Annotated in this window: 19 protein-coding genes and 1 pseudogene; 14 read left to right on the top strand and 6 right to left on the bottom strand. The window is 46.3% G+C overall.

Annotated features, from left to right (window positions below):
- Window positions 1–148: 148 nt before the first annotated feature.
- Window positions 149–1,366 carry an ROK family protein gene (locus ACES2C_RS19645; RefSeq protein ID WP_374164752.1) on the bottom strand — a complete coding sequence of 406 codons (1,218 nt, stop codon included), beginning with the start codon at window positions 1,364–1,366 and terminating at the stop codon, window positions 149–151.
- A 572-nt stretch (window positions 1,367–1,938) separates the two neighbouring features.
- Between ACES2C_RS19645 and ACES2C_RS19640 the strand changes: the two genes are divergently transcribed.
- The 14 genes and pseudogenes from ACES2C_RS19640 (at window position 1,939) to ACES2C_RS19575 (ending at window position 21,007) form a co-directional block, all read left to right on the top strand.
- Window positions 1,939–4,701, top strand: coding sequence for a SusC/RagA family TonB-linked outer membrane protein (locus ACES2C_RS19640; protein ID WP_374164751.1), 2,763 nt, complete (start codon window positions 1,939–1,941; stop codon window positions 4,699–4,701).
- On the top strand, window positions 4,698–5,024 hold the full coding sequence (locus ACES2C_RS19635) for a hypothetical protein (protein WP_374164750.1): 327 nt from the start codon (window positions 4,698–4,700) through the stop codon (window positions 5,022–5,024). The genes ACES2C_RS19640 and ACES2C_RS19635 overlap by 4 nt, the downstream gene beginning before the upstream one ends.
- A 4-nt stretch (window positions 5,025–5,028) precedes the next feature.
- Entirely contained in the window at window positions 5,029–6,720 is a 1,692-nt protein-coding gene (locus ACES2C_RS19630; protein WP_374164749.1) for a RagB/SusD family nutrient uptake outer membrane protein, read from the top strand.
- 102 nt (window positions 6,721–6,822) lie between these two features.
- On the top strand, window positions 6,823–7,857 hold the full coding sequence (locus ACES2C_RS19625; protein ID WP_374164748.1) for a phosphodiester glycosidase family protein: 1,035 nt from the start codon (window positions 6,823–6,825) through the stop codon (window positions 7,855–7,857).
- A gap of 13 nt (window positions 7,858–7,870) precedes the next feature.
- Complete coding sequence (locus ACES2C_RS19620) at window positions 7,871–9,355, top strand: SusC/RagA family TonB-linked outer membrane protein (RefSeq protein WP_374164747.1); 1,485 nt, start codon at window positions 7,871–7,873, stop codon at window positions 9,353–9,355.
- Window positions 9,313–11,040, top strand: a complete 1,728-nt coding sequence (locus ACES2C_RS19615) for a SusC/RagA family TonB-linked outer membrane protein (RefSeq protein ID WP_374166993.1) — start codon at window positions 9,313–9,315, stop codon at window positions 11,038–11,040. Before ACES2C_RS19620 ends, ACES2C_RS19615 begins: the two co-directional genes overlap by 43 nt.
- A 10-nt stretch (window positions 11,041–11,050) precedes the next feature.
- Complete coding sequence (locus ACES2C_RS19610) at window positions 11,051–12,643, top strand: RagB/SusD family nutrient uptake outer membrane protein (protein WP_374164746.1); 1,593 nt, start codon at window positions 11,051–11,053, stop codon at window positions 12,641–12,643.
- Between the two features lie 22 nt (window positions 12,644–12,665).
- Window positions 12,666–13,439 (top strand): DUF5017 domain-containing protein, encoded by a 774-nt coding sequence (locus ACES2C_RS19605; protein ID WP_374164745.1) that lies wholly within the window; start codon window positions 12,666–12,668, stop codon window positions 13,437–13,439.
- A gap of 192 nt (window positions 13,440–13,631) precedes the next feature.
- Window positions 13,632–15,511, top strand: a pseudogene (locus ACES2C_RS19600) (FAD-dependent oxidoreductase).
- 37 nt (window positions 15,512–15,548) lie between these two features.
- Window positions 15,549–17,384, top strand: coding sequence for a sodium:solute symporter family protein (locus ACES2C_RS19595; protein ID WP_374164744.1), 1,836 nt, complete (start codon window positions 15,549–15,551; stop codon window positions 17,382–17,384).
- A gap of 178 nt (window positions 17,385–17,562) precedes the next feature.
- Window positions 17,563–18,111: a GDSL-type esterase/lipase family protein gene (locus ACES2C_RS19590; RefSeq protein ID WP_374164743.1), complete on the top strand. Its 549-nt coding sequence runs from the start codon at window positions 17,563–17,565 to the stop codon at window positions 18,109–18,111.
- A gap of 5 nt (window positions 18,112–18,116) precedes the next feature.
- Window positions 18,117–18,794, top strand: coding sequence for a GDSL-type esterase/lipase family protein (locus ACES2C_RS19585; protein WP_374164742.1), 678 nt, complete (start codon window positions 18,117–18,119; stop codon window positions 18,792–18,794).
- A gap of 38 nt (window positions 18,795–18,832) precedes the next feature.
- Window positions 18,833–19,774: a DUF4434 domain-containing protein gene (locus tag ACES2C_RS19580; protein WP_374164741.1), complete on the top strand. Its 942-nt coding sequence runs from the start codon at window positions 18,833–18,835 to the stop codon at window positions 19,772–19,774.
- 45 nt (window positions 19,775–19,819) lie between these two features.
- Complete coding sequence (locus ACES2C_RS19575; protein WP_374164740.1) at window positions 19,820–21,007, top strand: AGE family epimerase/isomerase; 1,188 nt, start codon at window positions 19,820–19,822, stop codon at window positions 21,005–21,007.
- A 91-nt stretch (window positions 21,008–21,098) separates the two neighbouring features.
- On the opposite strand, the gene ACES2C_RS19570 is transcribed toward ACES2C_RS19575, so the two are convergent.
- From ACES2C_RS19570 to ACES2C_RS19550, 5 genes are all read right to left on the bottom strand, one after another.
- Window positions 21,099–21,335: a hypothetical protein gene (locus ACES2C_RS19570; protein WP_374164739.1), complete on the bottom strand. Its 237-nt coding sequence runs from the start codon at window positions 21,333–21,335 to the stop codon at window positions 21,099–21,101.
- Window positions 21,336–21,398: 63 nt separating this feature from the next.
- A complete protein-coding gene (locus ACES2C_RS19565) occupies window positions 21,399–22,823 on the bottom strand; it encodes a COG3014 family protein (protein ID WP_374164738.1) in 1,425 nt (474 codons plus the stop codon).
- Between the two features lie 51 nt (window positions 22,824–22,874).
- Window positions 22,875–23,468: a penicillin-binding protein activator LpoB gene (locus ACES2C_RS19560; RefSeq protein ID WP_374164737.1), complete on the bottom strand. Its 594-nt coding sequence runs from the start codon at window positions 23,466–23,468 to the stop codon at window positions 22,875–22,877.
- 37 nt (window positions 23,469–23,505) lie between these two features.
- A complete protein-coding gene (locus ACES2C_RS19555; RefSeq protein ID WP_374164736.1) occupies window positions 23,506–23,892 on the bottom strand; it encodes a hypothetical protein in 387 nt (128 codons plus the stop codon).
- Between the two features lie 112 nt (window positions 23,893–24,004).
- Entirely contained in the window at window positions 24,005–24,973 is a 969-nt protein-coding gene (locus tag ACES2C_RS19550; protein WP_374164735.1) for a helix-turn-helix transcriptional regulator, read from the bottom strand.
- Between the last annotated feature and the right edge of the window lie 27 nt (window positions 24,974–25,000).

Below are 25,000 nucleotides of genomic sequence, written 5' to 3'. Positions count from 1 at the left end.
TCTGGCGAGGATGTTAAGAAAGGGGCGGCAGGTTTTATGATATTCCGGATCCAGGCAATTGAGCGGGGATGCGTATGCCAGTTCATTCCTCCTGGAATAGAAGTAGCTGGTCGGTTGAGCATGGCGTTCAGCGCAGCAAGAGTTCAGACTACAAGTCCAGAAGCCTGTTTCTAACCAGAAGGCAGGCTCCTATAACACCCGCTTTTTCTCCAAGTTCAGACACTCTCAGCTGTGTATCGCTGTTTACCAGGCTGAGTGAATACTTGTTGATCGCACTTTTAATGGGTAGTCTGATGTATTCGCCAGTTGTCGAGAGGCTTCCGCCAAGGACCACTAGTTCCGGGTTGAAAATGTTGATCAGTAGCGCGATTCCTCTTCCCAATTTTTCTCCGATTTCGGCTATAAGATCGATGGCCAGAACGTCATCGTTAATAGCCGCTTCGATGATGTGCTCGAGTTGTATGTGCTCAGACTCCAGGTCCCAGCTGGTTACAATAGTAGAAGAGCCGTTCTCTATTTTTTCTTTGAAGATCCGGGTAAGTGCCCAACCCGACGCCTCAGTTTCAAGACAGCCTTTTTTACCGCAGTGGCACAGGATTTCGTTGTTGAAAATGGGAATGTGTCCAAACTCACCGGCGAAACCAGATCTGCCGTAGTAAAGCTGGCTGTTGATCATGATCCCCATCCCAAGCCCATGGTCGAGATTGAGGAACAGGACATTTTTTTCCTGTTTTACAACTCCGGCGCTGAATTCTCCGAAGGCCATAGCCCGGGAGTCGTTTTCCAGGAAGGTTTTGAGACCGATCTCCGATTCAAGGACTTTACTGAGCGGTTCTTCGTTGAAGTGAAAGAAGCTATAGCTGTAGCCTGTTGAATAGTTTATCCGCCCCGACAAGTTAAGCCCTAAGCCTAATATTTTGTCTTTAGGAACGCCGGATTCCTTGATGAAGTTTTTGATGAGCCGGCAAAGTTCTTTAAGTGATTCCCGGTCGTTGTTGAGTTTGTAAGGCTCATTTTCTACCATATGGACGATCCTCTTCTGCAGATCAGTGAGTCCTATGTTGACGTGGTTTTGCTTGACGTCTACTCCGAGAAAGAAAACAGACTCAGGTACGAGTCCGTAAACGTTGGGTTTTCTGCCTCCGGTTGAATCTACTTTTCCAAAATCTTTGACCAGGCCTTCGCTGATAAGATCAAGAATAAGATTGTTCACTTTAGGAGCACTAAGGTTGAGTTCCTTGCAAAGGTCCGCAATAGTGCAACTGCCTACCGTAGCAAAGTAAGATATGATGGCCTTCTTAAGATTGGCGTTCTTGAACGCCACCCCCGAAATCGTTGCGTCGTTTAATTCTTCAAAAAAAGTCATCGGTGATTTTTAATGTAAATATCACGAAAAGGGAGAACTTTTTACAAAATATTAAAATATTAAGACAAGGGAATGGGGATGTAAGAATGGCGGCGTTTCTCGGGTTTTTCTGATTGTTTTTTTATTAATTATTCATAAATACCGATCTATTTCGAATAAATATTAATAATTGTTTGCTTTTTCTAAAGAAATTATGGTAATTGGTGGTTCTGAAGAGATGCTTTTTGCTTTTTTGCTAAGAAAATGGCGGGATAGGTTGGCTTTTGCGGGGCTTTGTTGTCTTTTTGTTGGTGAATTAGTTGAAAGTTATTTGATATGTCCCGCTTTTTTGGTCTTATTAACCCGATAGCACGCTTCTTTCGGATTTTTATATATAACTACGGATATCGCTGTTCTGTGTTTACTTATTAAAAAAATTAATAAATATTTCTATGTTAAGTAATTTTATATACTTTAGTGTTGTACTAACCAAACGGGATGAGAATGATCAACGACTGAGGATCGTGGTTCTCGGACGACAGATACCAAATAAAAAAATAAGCCAATAAGTACCACCATTTAATTAGCATATCATGATTAGATTTTTTACTAAGAGAGAAAAAAGGCTATGCAGGCTGCTTTCACTGCTGGTTGTTTTTTTGATTGCACTGAACGTCTCTGGTCAGACGAGACAAGTTAGAGGGAGGGTAACGGATACGAAGGGAGAGCCGCTGCCTGGCGTCTCTGTCCAGATCAAAGGCGTCAAGGGAGGCACCACCACTGCCGGTAACGGGCGGTTTCAGCTAAATGTTGCCGAAGGTGCCAGTCTGGTTTTTACGTTTATTGGATTTCAGAGTAAGGAAGTAAAAGCAGGAAGCGGACAAGAGCTGAATGTTGTACTTCAGGAGACGAGTTCTCAATTAAATGAGGTGGTTGTGGTAGGGTACGGCACGCAAAAGAAGGTGAATTTGACAGGGAGTGTTTCTGTAGTCGACGGAGAGGAGATGGCTAAGAGGCCCGTTGCTTCTACTTCAATGGCTTTACAGGGGATTGCTCCTGGCGTCACTGTTACACAGGGCTCCGGTTTGCCCGGTGCTGACCAGGGAACGCTGCGAATAAGAGGTGTGGGCTCGTTTATGGCTGGGCAGGACCCTCTTGTGCTTATTGATAATATCGAAATGAGTCTTGATGCTATCGATCCGAATAATATTGAAAGTATTTCTGTGCTGAAAGATGCAGCGGCGGCGGCGGTCTACGGCTCGCGTGCAGCGAATGGTGTGGTGCTTATTACGACAAAGCGGGGGAAGAAAGATGCAACGCGGGTAGAGTACCGGGCATACGGAGGCTGGCAGGAGGCAACAAACTTTCCGGAGAAGGTAAGTGCAGTGGAGCATATGCAGTATATGAATACGGCGAGGCAGAATATCGGGCAATCCGCCGGCTTTAGCGAAGAACTGATCAACGACTATATAACGAATGGTGTCGATAACTTCGCCCGCCTCAATACCGACTGGATAGGGGAGGTATTAACAAACGACGGGATGATGCAGAGTCACAACCTGTCTGTCTCGTCGGGTACCGAAAAGATCAGAATGTACGCTTCAGGAAGCTTTCTGGATCAGAATGGATTGACCGAGAATACAAAAATGAAGCGCTATGATCTTCGGTTTAATACAGACGTATCGCTTGCCAGGAATCTTCAGGCTTCTCTTGATCTTACACTGAATAAGCAGGACAGGCACTGGCCGGGAGGAGCATCGCCTAATTTTATAATCTCTCAGGCAATCGGACTGCCTGCAAATCAGCCTGGGATCTTTCATTCGGGAGAGTACGGCGAAGGTTGGGCTAACAGAAATCCTATTGCTTTAGCAAGGTCATCGGGCTTTAATACCAGGGTTACGAATTCGAGGGTGATTGCTGGTTCCTTAAAGTATACGCCTGTAGAGGGTCTGGAGCTGTTCACAACCTATAACTCGAACAGCTATAGTGTGAGATCGCGGAATCTGATAAAGCAATATCAGGTGTATTCTGCTGATCTTGTAAATAACGCACTTGTTCCCTCTGTTTTGTATCCCGCTACCAATTCTTTGAATGACGGCATTCTGGATAATTCACGGGACATGTTCAGAGCACAGGCTACCTACAAGAAGTCTGTCAGTAAGCACAATTTCACTTTTCTGGGCGGTTTTAGCACGGAATCCTTTAAGTCGTCAGGAATTGACGGTTCCGTTGTGATCAGCCTTGATCCGGATAAGCCCTATCTCAGCGCAGGCGACGATGTTGGTGTGGGTGTGGGCAGTGATGAGCTTCGCTTTAAAATGGTGTCTTTTTATGGTCGTTTTAACTATAACTATAACGAGAAATACCTCTTTGAAGCAAATGGAAGATGGGATGCATCTTCCAGGTTCCTCTCGCGAAATCGCTGGGATGTATTTCCCTCTGTATCGGCAGGCTGGCGATTGTCGCAGGAAGATTTCTGGGAACGTATAAAGCCAGCGGTGAACGAGGCAAAGCTAAGGCTGTCCTATGGCTCGCTGGGAAATCAAAACCTGATGGATGCAAACGGGACTCCTGTCTTTTATCCGGCGTATGCCAGTTACAATACCGACAAACCTTATTATTTCAATAACGTAGCGAATACCGGCTATGCACTTACAGATGCTTCTTATGAAGACATCCGGTGGGAAACCTCGACACAGTTCGATCTGGGTTTGGATCTCGCTTTTCTGAAAAACAGGCTGTCTGTGACGGCTGATTTTTACAGGAGAGACATTAAGAAAATGCTGCAACTTCTGCCGATCCCCAACTATGTGGGTCTGGGAGCGCCGTATATCAATGCCGGCAGTATGCGTAATACCGGCTGGGAACTAGCCGCGGGATGGAAGGATAATTTAAAAGATTTCAAGTATCAGGTTCAGCTTACTCTTTCAGATGTGAAGAATAAGGCGCTTGATCTGAGCGGGCAGGAGTACATTAACGGATTACTCATTTCAAAGGAAGGATACGCCATTAATTCTTACTACGGGTATGTAGCTGATGGCTTGTATCAGAACGCAGAAGAAATTGCGGCCGGACCGAACAGATGGAGAAGTGTTACTGCTCCGGGCGACATTCGCTATAAGGATATCAGCGGTGCTAATGGCGTCCCTGACGGCGTGATTGACAGTTACGACCGGGCGATACTCGGTAATTCTTTCCCCCGCTATGAGTACAGTGCTAACTTCTCCGCCCAATGGAAAGGTTTTGATTTTACAGCATTCTTCCAGGGGTTGGAAAAAAGGATAACTATCTGTCGGGTACGGGTTCTCAGGCTTTTTTCTCCGGCCAGTTTCAGGGGACGATGTTCAATTACATGAAAGATTTCTGGACCCCTGAAAATCCGGATGCGAGCTATCCGCGCCTTACTATTAACAATACTTCTCATAATTACGACAACTCATCTTACTGGGTAAGGTCGGGCGCTTACCTGCGATTAAAGAATGTCGTACTGGGCTATACCCTTCCAAAGAAGCTGACCGGCAAAGCGAAGATCAGCTCTGTGAGACTTTACGCCAGCGGCCAGAACCTGTTCACCTGGGACGATTTTTATCCGGGATTCGATCCTGAGATCAACAACAGTAACGGGGAGTTTTATCCCATCATGAAAACTTACACATTTGGTTTGAACGTTAACTTTTAGGGTGATGAAGAAGATATATTACATATTCGTTCTTGCAGGAATACTCAGCATGTCATCCTGTGAAAAATTTCTTGACGAGGTGCCTCTTGATGAGCCGACTACCGGTTCTTTTCTGAAGACAAAGGCGGAAATGAACGCTGCTCTGACGGGCGTCTATAATTCAATAAACTGGAATGCCGGATCTATTCCCTATCAGATAAATTTTGATAACTGGACAGATATAGGCGTTCTGCGTGCTGCAAGTACAGCTGAGGGTGCTTATGATGCAAGCCACGGCAGTCTTTCTACAATATGGAACTTTGCCTATATAACCATTCAGCGTGCCAACACCATGATCAGCGGCATGGAAGCCGGTAAAGCAAATGTAGCTGAGAATGAGTACAACCGTATGCAGGCAGAGGCGAGAGTATTGCGGGCCTTCTCTTATTATTACCTCGTCTTTATGTTTGGCGATGTTCCTTTAATTACCACTCCTCTTCAATACGATGAATATTACAATCAGGTGAAGACTCCAAAGGCTGATATCATTCAGTTCCTGTACAAAGAGCTGGATGAGTCGGCAGCAATGATGACCTGGTCTGTCTCTGATCGGGGCAGGTTGAATAAAGCGGTCGCCTTAGGCCTGAAGGCTCGTATTGCCTTGACTAATGGAGATTTTGAGGTAGCTGCAACTGCAGCAAAGTCTGTAATAGACAATGCAGGCCTCAGCTTAAATCCCCGCTTTGAGGCTCTGTTTACAAGAAGCGGACAGAACGCTAACGCGGGGAAGGAAATCATGTTTGAGCTGATGTATTCAGATGCTGTTCAAAATTCTCTCAACTATATTCCGCTCGGCCAGGGTTCCCGCAACCTCGGCGGGCAGTCGGGAAGGTTTCCTACCCAGCGGCTGGTCGACAATTTTGAAGCAACGGATGGAAAGCGAATTGATGAGTCGTCCGTTTATGATCCGTCGGCACCCTCTAAAAAAAGAGACAAGCGTTTGAAGTACACCGTGGTCATGCATGGTGATACGCTTACACAGAATAATGCAAAAGCTATTTTTGACGTCTATAACACCAGTACGAAGTTTCTGAACGCAAGCGGTAACTGGGTTTCGCAAACCAATAACGACTTTTCCAATGCCTTTGGTCCGGTTAAGAACGGAGTTGGCTACCTGTGGGCGAAATACACCTTTAATGATGAGAATATAACGATTGCCCGTGTGAGCTGGATATTCATGCGATATGCAGAAATATTGCTCACCTATGCTGAAGCGAAAATCGAGTTGAATCAGGTGGATGCTTCTGTGATTTCTGCTATGAATGCACTTAGGAAGAGAGCGGGTCTCCCGGATGTGGAACAGGCCGTTGCTGCTGATCAGGCTAAGATGCGACAGGTGATCAGAAGGGAACGCACTTCTGAGCTTGCTCTTGAAGGTTTTCGCTGGTTTGACATCAGAAGGTGGAAGATAGCTGAACTTGTAATGCCTGGCAAAGTTTACGGCGCTTCAAAGACAGCGGGCACAGTTGCTGCAATCCCCAATTTTAAAACCAGTGCTACTGCCGATCTGAACAATATCGGCAATTACTCAGCTTCTGACGCTGTCAGGTTCAGTCGCGACAACCGGAACTTTGAACCCAGGCACTATATCTTTCCGATTCCTCAGAGCGAGATTGACAGGGCGGAAGGGCTCGTTCAGAACGAATTATGGCGATAGGATAGCTAACGAAAACAGACTCTGAAAGGGTACTCAAAAGCAGCAGAACGCTGGCTTTCAGGGGTCCTTTTGCTCTAAATATTTCAATTAAAATTTAAAGATATGTCGAGGTTTTTAAAAAAGATCCTGGTTCTGCTTTTGCCGGCAGCCTTCGCTATCGGCGCTTGTTCAGAAGAAGAGAAAACGATCGCCGAGTATCCTGTTTTTCCGGTTCCGGTAATAGATACGACGCCCCTGGTAAAGCTGCCCGGCTACTGGCGTAAGGCAGATTCTCTAATGAAAGGCTTCCCGAACGGAATACAGGTTTACCGTACCGTTCAGCCCTTCATGAATAAAAGTATGAATGCTTACTGCGTGGTATTCGATCCGAAGACACGTGTAGAATTTGTACCGAAAACGTCTGCTGTACTAAAGAAGCCGAGTATGGTATATGCGGAGCAGTCGGGGAACAGATTCGTCTGCATTAATGGCGGGTTTTTCTCTTCGACCTCATCGCTCAGTCTTGTGCAGTATAACAATGCCCTCGTTTCCGCTAATGTAAAGTCATTAAACCGGCCTTATAACGGGAAGAGTACTGCCTATTATCCGACACGGGGAGCCTTTGGGATTTCTGCCACAGGTACTCCGGAGGTGACATGGGTGTACGGCGTGGGGGCGGGGAACGGAATCACATATTCGTACCCTGCACCAAGTCCGAATATGTTGAACGCAGCTCCTCAGCCGGTGCCTTCAGCTACCTTTCCTGCTGGTGGCGTACCCTGGGTAGTCAATAGCGCAATAGGAGGTTCTCCTGTTCTGATCAAAGACGGCCTTATTCATATAACCAGTGCAGAGGAGCTGATAGAAGTAGACAATAATTCTTCGAGGGCCCGCTCAGCAATAGGCTACACAAAAGAAGGTATGGTGGTTCTGCTGGCGGTGGAGGGAAATAATCCTAACGGGGCTGCGGGTCTTAGTCTTGCTGAACTGGCGCAACTGATGAAGGAAATGGGTTGTGTTGGTGCCTTGAATCTTGATGGTGGTGGTTCTACTTCCATGACGGTGAATGGCCGGCTAACTGTAAAACCTTCTGACGCTGAAGGAGAGAGGGCAGTAGTAAGCACGATTCTGTTGAAAGTGAAACCTAAAGAATCTTAAAAGCGAAATTAGTATGCATAAGTTATTTACAGAAAAGGCGAAGCTCGCCAGCTTTATTGTTGTGCTGCTTCTGGTATGCTGCCAGTGTCTGAAGGTAGAGGGGCAAACCAGGATGGTCCGCGGTATTGTTTACGATGGCTTTGGAGAAATCGTAATAGGTGCGACAGTAAAAGTTAAAGGAACTACCAAAGGTGTGAGTACCGGGGCGAATGGACGATTTCAACTTTCTATAGGTTCGTCAGATCGTATCCTGGTGTTCTCCAGCATTGGTTTCAAAACAAAAGAGGTGCCTGTTTCGGGGGAATCGGACTTGAAAGTAGTGTTAACCGAGTCGGCTTCCATGCTTAATGAGGTAGTGGTTGATGGCTACGGTTCGGCGAAGAAAGCCGACCTGACCGGCTCTGTTGGAAGTGTAAAGATGCCTGATATCCTGAATGCTCCTGTTAAAAGTTTCGACGAGGCTTTAGCCGGGAGAATTGCAGGGGTACAGGTGACTTCGCAGGAGGGGCAGCCAGGGTCGAATATAGAAGTCGTGATTCGGGGGTACAATTCGATCAATCAGACGAATGCTCCATTATATGTAATCGACGGTTTTCCTATGGAAGACCCCTCAAGCAGCGTTGTCAATCCGATCAACTCTCTCGACCCGGCGGATATTGAGTCTATCAATGTTCTTAAAGATGCGTCTGCAACTGCTATCTATGGTTCGAGAGGCGCTAATGGGGTGATCGTGATTACCACCAAAAAAGGAAAGGTTGGTACACCCACCATTACTTATAATGGCTACTACGGCTTCCAGCAGAGCAATAAGAGGCTTGCAGTATTGAGTCCGTATGAGTTCGTCAAGCTGCAGAATGAGATCGACCCTATCCTGACCGCAAGGCTTTACGGCTATCAGGATGAGTGGAAGGATTACGTTTTCGATCCCGAGCCTTACCGGGGGCTTAGAGGGATTAACTGGGAGGACCAGGTAATGAGATCGGCAGGGATGTATAATAACTATTTGTCGCTGGCCGGCGGTACAGACAAGACTAAGTACAGTGCTTCTGTCTCGCATATCAATCAGGATGGTATTATTATTAATTCAGGTTTCAGACGCGCTCAGGGGCGGTTTAGCCTTGATCAGCAGGTGTCTGATAAGCTGAAGTTCGGTCTTGTGTCCACGTATTCTGATACCAAATATTACGGGACCAGTACATCGAGTGAGACCTATAACAACGAGATTAATCTGCTGTTCAGTGTGTGGGCCTACAGGCCGGTGGCTGTCAATCCGTCTGTCAACCTGCTTGATATTCCCAACGATCCTGAGATCGAGCAAAGCTCAGAGTTCAGATTTAATCCGATACTTTCTGCTCGGAATGAGCTGAGGGAGACCTATGCTAACAGCTTTACCAGCAATGTTTTTGCAGACTATGAGATTAACGGACATCTGAAGTTGAGAGTTGCCGGAGGAATATCGCGGGGGGCAGAGAAGTTGATTTATTTAACAACTCGCTGACCAGGAGCGGCCTGTCCACCACTGCCAATAAGGTAAATGGAGGTAAGACTCTCTATAATTCAACGAACTGGCAGAATACGAATACGCTGACCTATGATAAGAAATTTAACAAGAATCATTCTTTGAATGTCCTGGGCGGGATGACCATGGAGGCGGGGAAAAGTTCGGTTTTCGGAGCGACAGCGATTCTTCTGCCCAACGAGACCCTCGGTCTGAACGGTCTTGATGAAGGAAATCCTTCCACCATTACCTCTTTTTCTACCGACTGGAGTCAGATGTCTTTCCTTTCAAGGGTGAACTATTCTTTGAAGTCGAAATATCTTTTTACCGCTTCTGTCAGGGCGGACGGCTCTTCGCGATTTACGGGGGATAACAAATGGGGCTTCTTTCCCTCCGGGGCTTTTGCCTGGCGGCTTGGAAGTGAGGAGTTTGTGAAGAAATATAAATTCATTTCAAATGCAAAGCTCAGAGCCTCATGGGGAATTACCGGCAATAATCTGATCAGTAATTATGCTGCGTACCCCGGAATTTCTGTAGACAATTCGAGCGGATACAGCTTCGGGAATAATCTTCAAAAGGGTAGCTACGCCTCCATTCTTGGAAACAGTAACCTCAGATGGGAAAGCACCGAGCAGACGGACCTGGGGCTCGATCTCGGCTTTTTTAAGGAGCGTCTGACGATCACTGCTGATGTGTACCGGAAGAATACGGAAGATCTGCTGTTAAATGCGGATCAGGCACTTAGTACCGGCTATGAAAGACAGTTGATGAACATCGGTAAGGTGCGGAACGAAGGTTTGGAGATTTCCGTCGGCTTTATTCCTGTTGACAAAAAGCTGCGGTGGTCTTCTGAGTTCAATATTTCATTCAACCGGAATAAAGTGGTCGCTCTTGCTGATGAGCAGTCGTACCTGCTTACGTCTATGCGCTGGGGCGACGATTGGGGCAACATCTATCCTTATATTGCTCAGGTCGGCGGTCCTATTGCTCAGGTGTACGGATACCTGTTCGACGGCGTGTACCGGGCAGAAGACTTTGATATTGATGGTTCAGGAAGCCAGGTGCTTAAATATGACCGTCCGGCAAATGGAGAGGACAGAGCGGGTATTAAGCCAGGCGATATCAGGTACAAGGATATTAATGGAGACCTGCTTATCAATGAATCCGACAAGACCATTATCGCACAGCCATATCCTATCCACACGGGTGGCTTTAATAATAATTTTGAGTACAAGGGCTTTGATTTAAATGTGTTTTTTCAATGGTCGTATGGTAACGATATTATTAACGCCAACAGGCAGATGCTGGAATCGGGTTACAAGTACAACACCAATCAATTTGCATCTTATGCCAATCGGTGGTCTCCGGAAAATCCGGACAGTGATATTCCTGCCGCAAAAGGAATAACGATGAAAGCCTATTCGACCCGGATTATTGAGGACGGTTCTTATCTGCGACTAAAAACAGTAGCCTTTGGCTATACTCTGCCGAAAAGGATGTTGCAGAGGTTGAGAGTGGGAAGTCTTCGGGTTTACGCCTCTGCTCAGAATCTTCATACGTGGACGAAGTATTCGGGCTACGACCCCGAAGTTTCGGTACGCAGATCTGCCCTGACCCCCGGTTTTGACTATTCCGCCTATCCGAGGGCAAAAACATTAACATTTGGTTTAAATGCTACTTTCTAATCTCAGCATTATGATGACGAAACGAATTTTATACGGATTACTACTGGTAAGCTTGTTTGCAACTTCCTGTAAGGAGTTCCTTGAAACGAAGCCACAGGATACCGTACTGCCGGATGATTATTTCAAAAACGAAGATGAGGTCTATGCTTACCTGTCGGGAATCTATGACAGACTTGGCAAGAGCGGTACCTATGGAAGATACCTGTACTTTGAAATGGATATGAGCGATGAAGGATTTAACTCAGTCTCCAGTCAGGTAAGCGACTTGTCGCTCTATAATTATGATCCGTCTGATATAAAGTTAACGAGTACATGGCTGACTCTTTATCAGGGTGTAGACCGGGCGAATTTGTTGCTTCAGAAGATTGACAGTGCCCGAATGGATTCAACAAGCAGAGAAGTAGCGAGGGGGGAGGCTTTGTTTTTACGAGGCTATTTCTATTTCATTCTCACGTCGAACTTCGGGGAAGTGCCGCTGCGACTTAAAGCAACGGACGATGTAGGTCAGAGTAATTTTCCTAAATCTCCTCTTTCGGCCATCTACAGCCAGATTCTCTCGGATATGACGGAGGCAGAAAAGAGAGTAAAGCCTGTCTCTGCATATCCTCATAGCGGACGCGTGACAAAGTCGGCGGTATGGGGATTGCTGGCGAGAGTGAATCTGAAGATGGCAGGGGCTCCGGTTTATGACCGCTCCCGGTTTGCCGAAGCGAGAAAATGGGCGCTTAAAGCTATCGATTCAAAGTTTCATCAGCTTATTAGGGACTACAAAGAGGTCTTTATCAATATGTGCCAGGATAAGTACGATACCAGGGAGAGTATTTGGGAAGTTGAATTTGCAAAAGCTTCAAGCGGACAGTATGAAGAAGGCTCCTTAGGTTCTATTACCGGCATAGGTACTAGTAACGAAGCGATCGGCTACAGTTATGGCATTGTCAAAGTGATGAAGTCTTATTATGACTCGTTCAGCGCCGAGGATCTGAGGCGTGACTGGACCATTAACGATTATTACTATGCGACCAACGGCACAAAGACGCCTTATGCCGGGACCTCGAATGCAAGCATCATTTATAACCGTTGTAATGCAAAGTGGAGGAGAGAATATGAGACTGCCACTCCCAAGTATACAAGTTCGACCAGTATCAACTTTCCGCTCCTCCGGTATTCGGACATCCTGCTCATGTTTGCAGAAGCGGAGAATGAAGTGAACGGACCAACGCAGGCTGCATACGATGCCATCAATGCTGTGCGGGAGCGGGCCTACGGTGTTCTGCTTGAGACGGATGCAGTTAAGCAACACGCCCTCAAAATTAAGGCGGATCTTCCTTCTGGTCTTGATGCAGACGACTTCCGGAGTGCGATTCAGAAGGAACGATCTCTTGAGCTTGGTTTTGAAGGTCTCCGCAGGTTCGACCTGGTCAGATGGGGCATTTATTATGACGTGATGAAAAGTACAGCCGCCTTAATCAATGCTACAGCTCCCGAGTACTGGCGACTGGCGGCGAGATCAGGAAACAACCTGGCGAGACGTGATACTCTTTTTGCTATTCCATCCCGGGAGTTGTCGCTCAACAGGGAAATGACTCAAAATAAAGGCTGGTGACAGATATTCTAATTATCAGAACATGAAAAGATTCTATTATTTAAGTATAGCGGCGATCCTGCTTCTCTCCTCGTCTTGTCGCAGGGACGAGGTGAATGTACCCGACTTTGATGTAAGAACGGACAAGCAGGAGTATAAAGTGAACGAGCTGGTGGAGTTTGTTTTTAAGGGTACTGCCAACTCAATAACCTTCTATTCGGGAGAAAGCGGACAGGAGTACAAGTACAAAGACCGGCTTGAATTCGACAATAGCGTTCTTAAAGTCAATATGGTGACTCAGACCCTTTATGGTTCGCAGCCCAACAATCTAAGGCTTATGGTATCCACTGATTTTAATGGCGTTTATGACATTCCCAGCGTGAAAGCTGCCACCTGGGTGAATATCAGCGACCGACTTACGTTCGGGGGAGCTACGGACACGCCCTCGGGCGACGCTATCGTTTCCGATCTATACCAGGCGGGCAAGCCGATCTATTTCGCATTCAGATATGTGGGAGAGGCAGCGCCTGCAGGGGCTACTACAACTACTCAGCGGCTCTGGAGGGTAAAGCAGTTCAATGTTACCAATACTTTTCCTAATGGGCTTTCAAGCATTATAACTGACCGGGCTTCCGCGGGGTGGAAAGCTGTTGATTTTGAAAACCCGAGCAATAGCTGGACGTTCTCGAACTCGACCATGATCTTTTTTCTCCTAATAGTACATTGGCTCCTACGGAAGACTGGGCTATTACAAAAGCGCTGTTTCCTGACAATAAGACGAGTCCGGATACGGGAACCCCGATCAAGGGATACGTAGACGATATGAAACAGGTTTACACCCACACGTTTGCCAAACCTGGAACCTATCGGGTCAGTTTTGTTGCTAAGAATGTGACTTATAAAGGGGAGGAATCGGTGCTTAGAGAGATAGATATACTCGTTACAGAATAGTTAATAAAAAAATTAATAATTCCACCTCGAATACGAAAAATTATTTATTTTGGTACTCATGAATCGATACTTCCGTTCCCTTCTGGTTCTTGCCCTGTTACTTACATTTGCTCATGAAAGCTTGTCTGCCCGCCACCTGAAATACCAGTTGGTAGTTGTTGGAGGAGGTGCGAGCGGTACGACGGCAGCTATTCAGGCGTCGAGAATGGGCGTTAATACCTTGGTTATAGAAGAGACAGAATGGCTTGGGGGAATGCTGACTTCGGCCGGTGTGTCGGCCATAGATGGTAATCATAACATGCCCTCGGGTTTATGGGGGAGTTCAGGCAGAAGCTCTATGATTATTACGGCGGACCGCAGAAAGTGGAAACAGGATGGGTAAGCAACACTCTGTTCGAGCCTTCGGTAGGAAATAAGCTTCTGAAGGAACTGGCAAGCCGTAAAAATCTGACGATATGGTATAAAAGCAGGTGGCTAAGTTCAGAACGGAAAGGCAATAAATGGGTAATCACTGTTCAAAAAGACAGTCGGAAACAGTCGGTTGAAGCAGATCTCATTATAGACGCGACAGAGCTTGGAGATGTGATGGCGGCATTAAAGGTTCCCTATTCTGTTGGGATGGACAGCAAGTTCGACACGAAGGAGGAGTTTGCACCGGAGAAAGCGAACGACATCATTCAGGATCTTACCTATGTGGTCACCCTGAAGGATTTTGGAAAGGGAGTGGACAAAACCATCAGAAAGCCTGAGGGCTATAATCATGACGAATTTAAAAAGGCCTGTGATGTATCCGATCCGTCTAAGGTGACCGGTCCCGAAAATAATTGTTACCAGATGATGCAGTATGGCCGGCTGCCCAATAACAAGTATATGATCAACTGGCCTAAGGACGGGAACGATATTTATCTGAACATCATCGAGAAGACACCCGCCGAAAGACAGGTGGCCCTGAAGGAAGCTAAGCTACATACACTTCGCTTCCTTTATTATATTCAGACGGTTCTCGGGTTTAAAAATCTTGGAATCGCTGAGGATGAATACCCTACGAAGGATCATTTGCCGATGATCCCTTATCACCGCGAGTCGAGAAGGATGAAGGGACTTGTAACCTTGACACTCAACCACGTAGCAAAGCCGTATGATCAGCCGGATCCCTTGTTCCGGACGGGAATAGCGGTAGGCGATTATACGATTGATCATCACCACCTTAAAAACCCTGGGGCTCCGAAAATTGATTTTGTCAAGATTAAGGTACCGAGTTATAATGTTCCTCTGGGTTCCCTGATTCCGCGCGATCAGGAAGGCCTTATCGTTGCCGAAAAGAGTATCAGCGTAACCAATATTGTAAACGGGGCTACGCGCCTTCAGCCTGTGGTGCTGACGATAGGTCAGGCAGCCGGTGCCCTTGCTGCTGTATGCCTGCAGTCGGGCTTGCAGCCCTCGGAGGTTGATGTGAGGAAAGTCCAGCAGGCTTTGCTTGATTCCAAAGGATATTTAATGCCTTTTATAGACGTTAAGCCCGACGATAAGCACTTTCAGGCGATACAGCGCATAGGAGCTACCGGAATAATGAAAGGTACGGGTCTGCCTTACAAGTGGGCGAACCAAACCTGGTTCTATCCCGAGAGAGCTATAAGCGAATATGAACTGGTAGCAGGGCTCCGTACTTATTATCCGGCACTGGAAACTTACCAGGCTTCTGGCAGTCCGCTGACCATTGCGGGCCTGACAGCTGTATTCAAAGTGCTTATGCCCGACTTTAAGTATGAAACTATTGCAGCTTCCTGGACCGGGTTCGATACGGGAAAGGATATAGATCCATCGCTGCAGGCAGACAGGAGAATGACCGCTGTTCTCGTAGATCATTTCCTTAAGCCCTTTGAGCTTCCTGTCGATCTTTCAGGACGCCTTCGTGTAAATTCCTCCGCAAAAAAGTAATAATTGTTCAGTAATTGCTGACGTAGCATCTTGATTTATGTCCTTAAGTGTTTTAGATATCACGATTATCCTTGCCTATATCACCGGCATGCTTTTACTAGGTTTTTATATTTCTCAAAAAGCATCAAAAGATCTACAGTCATATTTCCTGGGGGGAAACCAGATGAAATGGTACTATCTGGGCTTGAGTAATGCTTCAGGTATGTTTGATACGTCGGGCACGATGTGGACCGTTAGTATTCTCTTTATTTACGGATTGAAGAGTGCCTGGATCCCCTGGCTCTGGCCTGTATGGAATCAGGTTTTTATTTTTGTGTACCTGGCCATCTGGATGAGACGCTCCGGTGTGATGACGGGCGCACAATGGATCACCTTTCGTTTCGGCGACGGGAAAGGCGCCAAACTTTCCCATATTATTATCGTAACCTTTGCGGTAATAAGCGTGATCGGTTTCATTGCCTATTTCTTTGAAGGGATAGGAAAGTACTGTACCTCCATTCTTCCCTGGGATCTTGGCACCAATATCCTGGGTTACCATTTGTCTTCTGAGCGCGCTTATGCCCTGATTATTTGTTTCCTCACCACTTTATATACTGTCAAAGGGGGCATGTACAGCGTAGTAGCAACAGAAGTGCTCCAGTTCTTTATTATGACGATAGCCTGTTTCTCAATAGGATATATTGCCTATACATCCGTCAGCGCTGAGCAGATCAGGCAGGTTATACCAGCGGGCTGGAGCGACTTGTCGTTCGGGTGGAACCTGGAGCTTGACTGGAGCAAGACCCCTGTACCGAATGTGAATGACAAGATAGCTTCTGACGGTTTCGGCATGTTTGGAATGCTGTTTATGATGATGCTTTTTAAAGGGATCTTTGCTTCCATAGCAGGACCGGTTCCGAGTTACGATATGCAGCGGATCCTTGCTGCTCGGACCCCGTCGGAAGCGGCTAAAATGAGTTTTAGTACGATACTGGTTATGTATATCCCGAGGTACCTGATGGTGGCTTCCTTCGCTGTTCTTGGCCTTGTGTATCTGGGGCCGGAAATGGGCAAAATGGGCGCAAATATCGATTTTGAAAAAGTTCTTCCTCTTACGGTAAACAGCTTCGTTCCTTCAGGATTAAAGGGACTTATTTTAGCCGGTTTCTTATCTGCCTTTATGGGCACTTTCGCAGCTTTTGTCAATGCAGCCCCCGCTTATATCGTTAATGATATCTATAAAAAATATATTAATCCTCATGCCCCGAACAAGACGTATATCCGGCTCAGCGTGCTGTCTTCAATCCTGCTGGTTCTGGTGGGGATCGTGTTCGGCTTCAATGCCTCTTCCTTAACTAAATTGACTTTATGGCTAACCTCTGCCCTTTATGGCGGATACGTAGCAGCAAATCTTCTGAAATGGGTATGGTGGCGTTTTACTGGTAACGGATATTTCTGGGGAATGCTTTTCGGACTGATCGCCTCGACTACCAAGCTTTTCTTTTTTCCGGAGATAGTTGATATTTATGTTTTCCCGGTCATCTTATTGGTTTCTTTAGCTGGATGTATCATTGGTACGTACATCGAACCTCTTCCTAACCGGGAAGCGGTGAAGGAATTTTACAGGAAAACTCGTCCATGGGGTTTCTGGGGACCGATTAAGAAAGAGGTGATGCTCGAAGATCCCGCCTTTAAACCTAATAAAGATTTCAATCGCGACGCCTCCAATATAATCGCCGGTATTATCTGGCAGATGGCGCAGGTAGTAATCCCCATGTACTTCATGATCAGGGAGAATACCCAGATGGTGATATGGAGTGGCGTCTTAATCATCACCAGCGTTTGGTTAAAAAAGTTCTGGTGGAACAAACTGAAAGATGCGGACGCAGAATAGTTATGAGTGTTAAGATAACGGATATGAAAAATTATATTCTCAATGGAATAAAGGCTTGCCCTCTGCTAAGTCTGGTGGCCTTGTTCTTCTTTTCGGTGGGGGCTAGTGCTCAGGACGGGACGATAGACAGCTCTTTTTTAAACTCTCATTACGTTCAGCGTCTTGCATTTTTAAGCAGATGCCGCCGCAGAAGAAGGAAATTGTATTTCTGGGGAACAGCATAACAGAAGGCGGGGAGTGGCAGGAGTTAGTTCCGGGAAAGCATGTTCTAAACAGGGGGATCAGTGGGGATGTCACCTATGGTGTGTTGGCCAGACTGGATGAGATAGTTGGTTCTAAGCCCTCAAAGGTATTTATTATGATCGGGATCAACGACTTAAAGCGGGGCATTCCTATTGATGTGATACTTCATAACTACTCTAAGATTGTCGGCTATATCGGGGAGAAGTCGCCGCGCAGCAAGGTTTACATTCAGAGCGTTCTACCGATCAATACCTACATGCTTGGCGAAAGCTACAAGAAAATCACTCCGGATCTTATCAGGGAGTTAAACAGAAAGCTGGAGCATCTGGCGAAGGAGAAACACCTGACGTATCTGGATGTGCAGAGCGTGTTTGTGAACGAACAGGGACTGATGAAGAAGGAGAATACTTTAGATGGCATCCATCTTCGTTCGGCGGCTTATATCTTATGGGTGAAATATTTACGGGACGTTCATGCACTTTGATAACAATGAATAAATTAACATTACTTTTTGCTTTCTTTTCTACGTCTGTCTTCTCTGCCTCTGCTCAGGAGGTGAAGATTGATAGCAACTATGCGAACTCTCACTATCTGCAGCGGATGGAGTTTTTTTCGAAGATGCCCCACCGGAAAAACGAAATTGTGTTCCTTGGTAATAGTATTACCGAGCATGGTGAGTGGCAGGAACTGATTCCTGATAAACCTGTAATTAACCGCGGAATAGGCGGAGACAATACGTTTGGATTACTGGCACGGGTGGATGAGATCGTTGCCGCTAAACCTAAAACTATTTTCCTGTTAATAGGGATCAATGATCTTGCCAGAAAGTTGCCTTATGAAGTCATTCTGAAGAATTACCGCCGGATAATTTCTAAGATAAGAACGGGTTCGCCCAGGACTACACTGTATATTCAGAGCATCCTCCCCCTAAATAGTTCGATGACAAAGGCTCCGTATCTCGAGGGACGAAATCCTATGCAAATAGAACTAAATAAGCGCCTGAAAGAGCTTTGCCGGGAGGAAGGCCTGACATACATCGATCTTCATCCTCTTTTTGAGGACGAGAATCAGGAGCTTAAAAAGGAGCTGAGTATTGATGGGATTCACTTAAAGGCGAGTGCGTACATTATGTGGGTCAACTACCTTAAGAAGATGAAATATCTGTAATGCAACTTTTCGTTTTAGCTTTTTAATTAACAAACAGGATGAAAATAACAGGCACCTTCCTGGACGAAATATCTCACGACATCCCTCATCAAAATTGGGGTAAAGAAGAGTGGGACAGGGATTTCGGCTATATGAAGTCAATAGGCATCGACACGGTCATTATGATCAGGAGTGGATACAGGCGTTTTATCACCTACCCCTCTGCTTATCTTGAAAAGCAGTTCGGGTGCTACAGGCCTCCTGTTGATCTGGTCGGCCTGTTTCTGGAGCTGGCTGAGAAACATGGGATGAAGTTTTACTTCGGTCTGTACGACAGCGGACATTATTGGGATACAGGGAACCTGGATACCGAAATTGATGCGAATCGTTACGTCATTGACGAAGTATGGCAAAAGTACGGACAGTTTAAAAGCTTTGGCGGTTGGTATCTCAGTATGGAAATAAGTCGCCGGACTAAGGGGGCTACCGAGGCTTTTCGGACACTCGGAATGCAATGTAAGCAGGTAAGTGGAGGGCTGCCGACCTTTATTTCTCCCTGGATTGATGGCAAGAAGGCCGTTCTTGCGGCTTCCGCAGGCTTGTCAAAGGAGGACGTGGTTTCGATTGAGGAACACGAGAAGGAGTGGAGTGAAATATTCGAAGGAGTTAGCGGGGCGGTTGATGCTGTTGCTTTCCAGGACGGGCATATCGACTATCATGAGCTCGACGCATTTTTTGAAGTGAATAAGAAAATGGCGGATAAATATGGTCTGGCCTGCTGGACAAACGCCGAGACGTTTGATCGCGATATGCCGATCAAATTCCTGCCGATCAAGTTTGAAAAGCTGCGGCTTAAGCTTGAGGCTGCGGCCAGAGCGGGCTACGATAAAGCGATCACATTTGAGTTTTCGCATTTTATGAGTCCTCAGTCGGCCTATCTGCAAGCAGGCCATCTGTATAACCGGTATAAGGAGTACCTGGCAAGTATGCAAGTGAAATGAGTGCGACCGCTTTTTTAAGTAAACAACCTTGAACAAATTATTGAAATGAAAAAATATAGTGATATGTACAGGGATGAACTATTTCAGAACGTTCTCCCTTTTTGGATGAAGCACTCGAAGGATGAGGAGTGTGGCGGATATTTTACCTGTCTTGACAGGCAGGGGAACGTATTTGATACAGACAAGTTTATGTGGCTGCAGGGACGTCAGATCTGGATGTTTTCCATGCTTTATAATAATGTTGAGAAGCGGCAGGAGTGGCTCGATATGGCAGAACACGGTGCTCGTTTTCTACAGCAATACGGGAGGGATAGTCAGGGAAACTGGTATTTTTCTTTAAACAGGGAGGGCAAGCCGCTTGTTCAGCCTTACAATATTTTCTCAGACTGCTTTGCTGCCCTCGGTTTTGGTGCTCTGTCAAAAGCCTCTGCAAACAACAGCTATGCTGAAATTGCGAGATCTACGTTCGAAAACATATTAAAGAGAAGCAGTAACACGAAAGGGCAATACAATAAAATATATCCGGGCACACGTGACCTGAAGAACTTCGCTTTACCGATGATCCTGAGCAATCTCTCTCAGGAGATTGAAGACACGCTTGACAGGTCAGTGGTGGATGGCCTTGTTAAAGAGATTGTGCACGAAGTAATGGACATATTCTACCGCCCTGATTTAGGAGTGATCCTTGAGAATGTTTATCCTGATGGTTCTTTTTGCGATTCTTTTGAAGGGAGGGTAGTAAACCCAGGGCATAATCTTGAAGCTATCTGGTTCTTGCTTGATATCGCTGTGAGGCAGAACGATGAGATGCTAATACAACGACTAGTAAAAATAGCACTGGATGTAATTGAATACGGCTGGGATAAGCAATACGGCGGAATCTTCTATTTCATGGATGTGAAAGGCGCTCCGGTCCAGCAGTTGGAGTGGGATCAAAAACTGTGGTGGGTGCATGTAGAGGCCTTAGTTTGTATGGCCAAGGCCTACCAGCTGACGGGTGACAACAGGTGCAAGGAATGGTTTGAAAGGTTGCACGAGTATACATGGAAGCATTTTAGAGATGAACAATATGGAGAATGGTTTGGCTATCTTAACCGGAGAGGGGAGGTGCTTCTGGAGCTTAAGGGAGGAAAATGGAAGGGCTGTTTTCATGTACCGCGCGGGCTTTACCAGCTGTGGCAGACATTAAATGCCGAAGTAAAAGTCGAAAAAAAGGAAATTATAACAACATAAACACGCACCGTTCGGGCGACGGTATGTTGCTGTCGCCCTTTTTTACTTCCTTTCATGCCTGCTTCAGAGGCAGAGCTAACCGATAATTTGTCTAAAAGTTTACCGCTTCTATCTTTTCTGCCAGCAAATGCAGCGTTGCTTCTTCTGCTACTCCTGCGTTTTTACAGACGTGCAGAAAGCCATGAGGATCAGGCTCAAAGCTTGCGATAAACCGATTGTCTTTAAATACTTCAAATTTGCAGCGATTGTCATGGTCGTGTGCGTAATCCCTTACTTCGTACTCCGCTGTTTGTCCGCCTTCTTCCAGTTTAATACAGAATTTGTCCATGTGCTGTTGATTATTCCCGTATAGCTAATAGCGGAGGGCCGTTTTTTGTTTGACTCTTATATACTACTTCAGGGAGGCATAGTTATAAAAACGCATCGTTCCGTTACCTTCTACAGAGAACTTTCGGATGTCTTCATCTCCGTTCTTTGTTTTCAGACGGATGCTGATGTCGTTTTTTCCTTTTGCGAGAGGAATTCGGGCGTAGAAGATAGAAGATGGCAATGTCTGCCAGTTGCGGGTGTCGGCCTTTTCTGAAAAAAGGGAGTAGAGGTCAATCGCTGCGGCTATCCCTTCGCGTAATTCCTTATTTTTCTTAGAGTCGTCGTCTTTGCCTTTAATGGCCAGCTGTGCTGCTTTTTTGACGGCCAATCGACTTAAAGCTGTCGACATTTCTTTTACAAATCGTTGTCTCAGTGTGGCTACAGCCAGCTCGTTAATGTCTTCTGCTTTTTCGGCGCGCACAGTATCTGTTGCTGTGCACACTTCCGCAGACGTAAAGGAATAGGGGCGGGGCAGATATCTGGGAAAAGCCACCCTGAAGTTATTCAGGTCGCCGGCGCTGAGGTGGTCGGCATTAAAGCTGATGCCTGAATCAAAAGGAATATTGTTACCCTGCGTGTCCACGAAGAAGTAGCCTGCGCTGCCTTTGGTGAGGCTAAAGAAAAAATCCTGCTGGTCTTTTACTGGTGCCATCCCGTTTTCCCAAAATACCACAAGATATCCCCCCTCAGGCTTTTTGCTAGCTTTATACTTTATGTTCAGAAGCTTCTCGTAACGTCCCAGCTCGTCTGTAAAGCCATTTTCTGCAGCTGTACGCAGTACGTCTCTCTTGAGCTGTTCGGGGAGCTTTATCCCGTAGTACCTTTGATCTTTGTCTTTCAGGAATACATCAGCAGCATTGCGGTATGCGATGAAAGCGTTATTGATGTCGTTTGCCGACTCATAAATCAGGCCTTGCAGCATAAGCGAAAACGCATCATTTGAATATCGGTTAGTCTTGCTGTTGAACTTGTCGTTCTGTTGCTGGTTTTGAAGGGTAATACGTCGCGCTTCCACTACTGCCTCATCTGTTGCACCCTGATACAAGTAGTTCAAGGCTTTGTAGTAATGGATCATGATCTTCTCAAAATCCTCGCCCTTATATCTCTGCATCATGGGGTTCATGAGCGTGCCTGCCAGAACGTCGCCGGCATTACTGCGGCTCTCCTCCATCAGCTTGTCGGCTTCGTTGAAATAGTAGTTGCTGGTGTCATACTGGGCCAGAGCATGTGAGACGCGGCCTTTCTCAAGCAGGTAGAGGATCTTGTTTCTGGGTTTTTTCAGCAGTTTATTTTTGTCAAGTTCCTGGTCGGCCTCTTTAAATTCTCCTGCCGATACGGAGGAATAATACTTTTCAATACGCTGATTGTACGTGGAGCAGCCGCTTGCAAAAAGCAGAACGAAGAAAGAGGTGAGGAAACAGAAATTCTTGGCAGGGTGGTTGAACATAGCCGGAATATATCGCCAGCCCTTAAAGGCCGGCGATATGAATGAGGGAAATTAATTCTTTACGTATTTGGTGATCTTCTTGTCTCCGATCCAGACAACTTCGTTTGTCTCGATGTTGGTCAGCTCCAGGTTCACCTGATAAGATACCACTTTTTGTCTTTTATGTGCGTCGACAATGGAGTTTATGGAGCCCTGGAGGATATAGTCAGCTCCGTTTTCCAGCCCAAACTTTTTCATTGTAGATACAGAAGCGTTCGTTTGCTGATCAGCCTTTTCACCTCTCAGTTCTTCACGTTTTTTACCTCCCTGTACTAATCTGACTTTCTGGGAACTGATAAATGACCTTTCAACGTCTTTCGTGAATGTTTCGGCGTCGATGTGCTCATGCGTTTTATTTTGCACCATTCCCACGATCACGACAGGCTTTTTTCCTGCCTTTTGCTGAAGGTGGTCGGTCAGCCAGTCTGCCGTAAGGATAGATGACGTCATTTCTTCGGCTACCATGCGCGAGTCAGTGTTGTTCCAGCTTCCGCTGATGTCGATTTGCTGGTTATTGTCAACGCGGGTTACTGTTCTTGAACAAGAAGAAATTGCTAGTGCACCGGCAATAAAAATACCGGCACTGAACTTTTTGAGAAGATTCATACTTTATGTTTGTGATAAAATGAATGCGAATGAAGGGTTACCACCATCCCCAGCGCGTACGGCCCCAGGTTAAGCCAACGGAAGAAGGCCAAAAGAAGTTTCTTCTCCATGATGAATAGGGGCTGTAATAAGACGGCCAGGTATAGTTGTTATAGTATCCGTTATACAGGTTTTCCTGATGTCTCCATTCCCGGCGTTGCTGGCGGCGCTCCAAACGCGCCTGATACCAGTCGTACGCCTTGTACGTTTGCTGAGGAGTGGTGCCCTGGGTCCTGGTGAGTGAATCAGCTTTTTTCATATACTGTTGCTGACTCTCTTTGTATCGCGGATTTTGATCAGGGGCAAGCGACGATTCCTGCGCCCGGGCGCTTTCAATCGTAAGGCCGGATATGAACAGGATGGTGAAAAAAAATGCTGCTTTCATGACTTGAAAACTTTTAAATATAAGACGAGAATGTCTTACACAAAGTTACAAACTAGTCTTCCTTTTTTATAACGGGATTGTAATGATTATAGTGCTTTGCGGGAGAATTCCTTTAAGTCTGAGAGATAGGATTAGGAGCTGGAAGACGGCAGGATATGGTTTCAACAAGACCGGCAATGCGTGTAATAAGGGCCTCCGGCTCTAAAACAGTGGCACAGTCGGCAAACATAAGGAACCATCTGGCGAATCCCTCCAGGGAAGAGCTGAGGAATGTCATTTCCACCTCTTCTCCCTTTTTAGCCTGCGAGATAAATCCGTGGTAGTACTTTTCTTCACCCAACATGGCGGCTGCCCTTTGATTGACACGAACGACGACCATATGTGTCTCTTTATTGTCGCATTCCCGATTTATATATTCTTTCAGGGGAGGATGCTGGCGAGTATAAGGGGTATCTGTAACCTGTAAAGTGCGTACCCTGTCGAGCCGAAAGTCGCGATAGTCATTTCTCAAATGACAGAACGCGATAAGATGCCAGTGTGCCTGCAGAAAGAACACACCTATTGGTTCAATATAGCGTGTGCTGTTCTCCTGTTTGTACTGCGCGAAGTATTGCAGCGTCACTACTTTCTTTTCGGCAATTGCCTTTAAAATTGGCTGCAGCAGGCTGAGGTTACTTTGCTGCGGCTGTCGTCGCGACTGAAGCACCTCAATGTGTTCGTCTATAGTCTCCAGATACTCTTTCTCTGTAGCCCTCAGTACAGAGCGGATCTTGAAAAGGGCCGACTTGTAGCTCGCGCCGTTTGAAGGGTCTGTCAGCTTTTCAACAAGTTTCTCTGCCGTGACCAGAGCGGTCGCTTCTTCCCTGGTGAACATGACGGGCGGCAGGCGATAGCCGTCCATGATGGAGTATCCAACCCCTGCCTCTCCGATTATTGGCACTCCTGCTTCTTCAAGCGTGCGAATATCACGGTAGACGGTACGAAGACTAATTTCAAAACGTTCGGCAATATCTGCTGCCTTCACAATCCTGCGGGATTGAAGCTGGATCAGAATGGCAGATATTCGATCTATCCGGTTCATGGCAAGACGCTCAGCTGGGTTTATTGC

Origin of the sequence: Arcticibacter sp. MXS-1 (assembly GCF_041902385.1) — a bacterium.
Lineage (GTDB): Bacteria > Bacteroidota > Bacteroidia > Sphingobacteriales > Sphingobacteriaceae > Arcticibacter.
The sequence above is the reverse complement of the archived record's forward strand: the minus strand, read 5'-3'. Positions and strand labels throughout refer to the sequence as shown.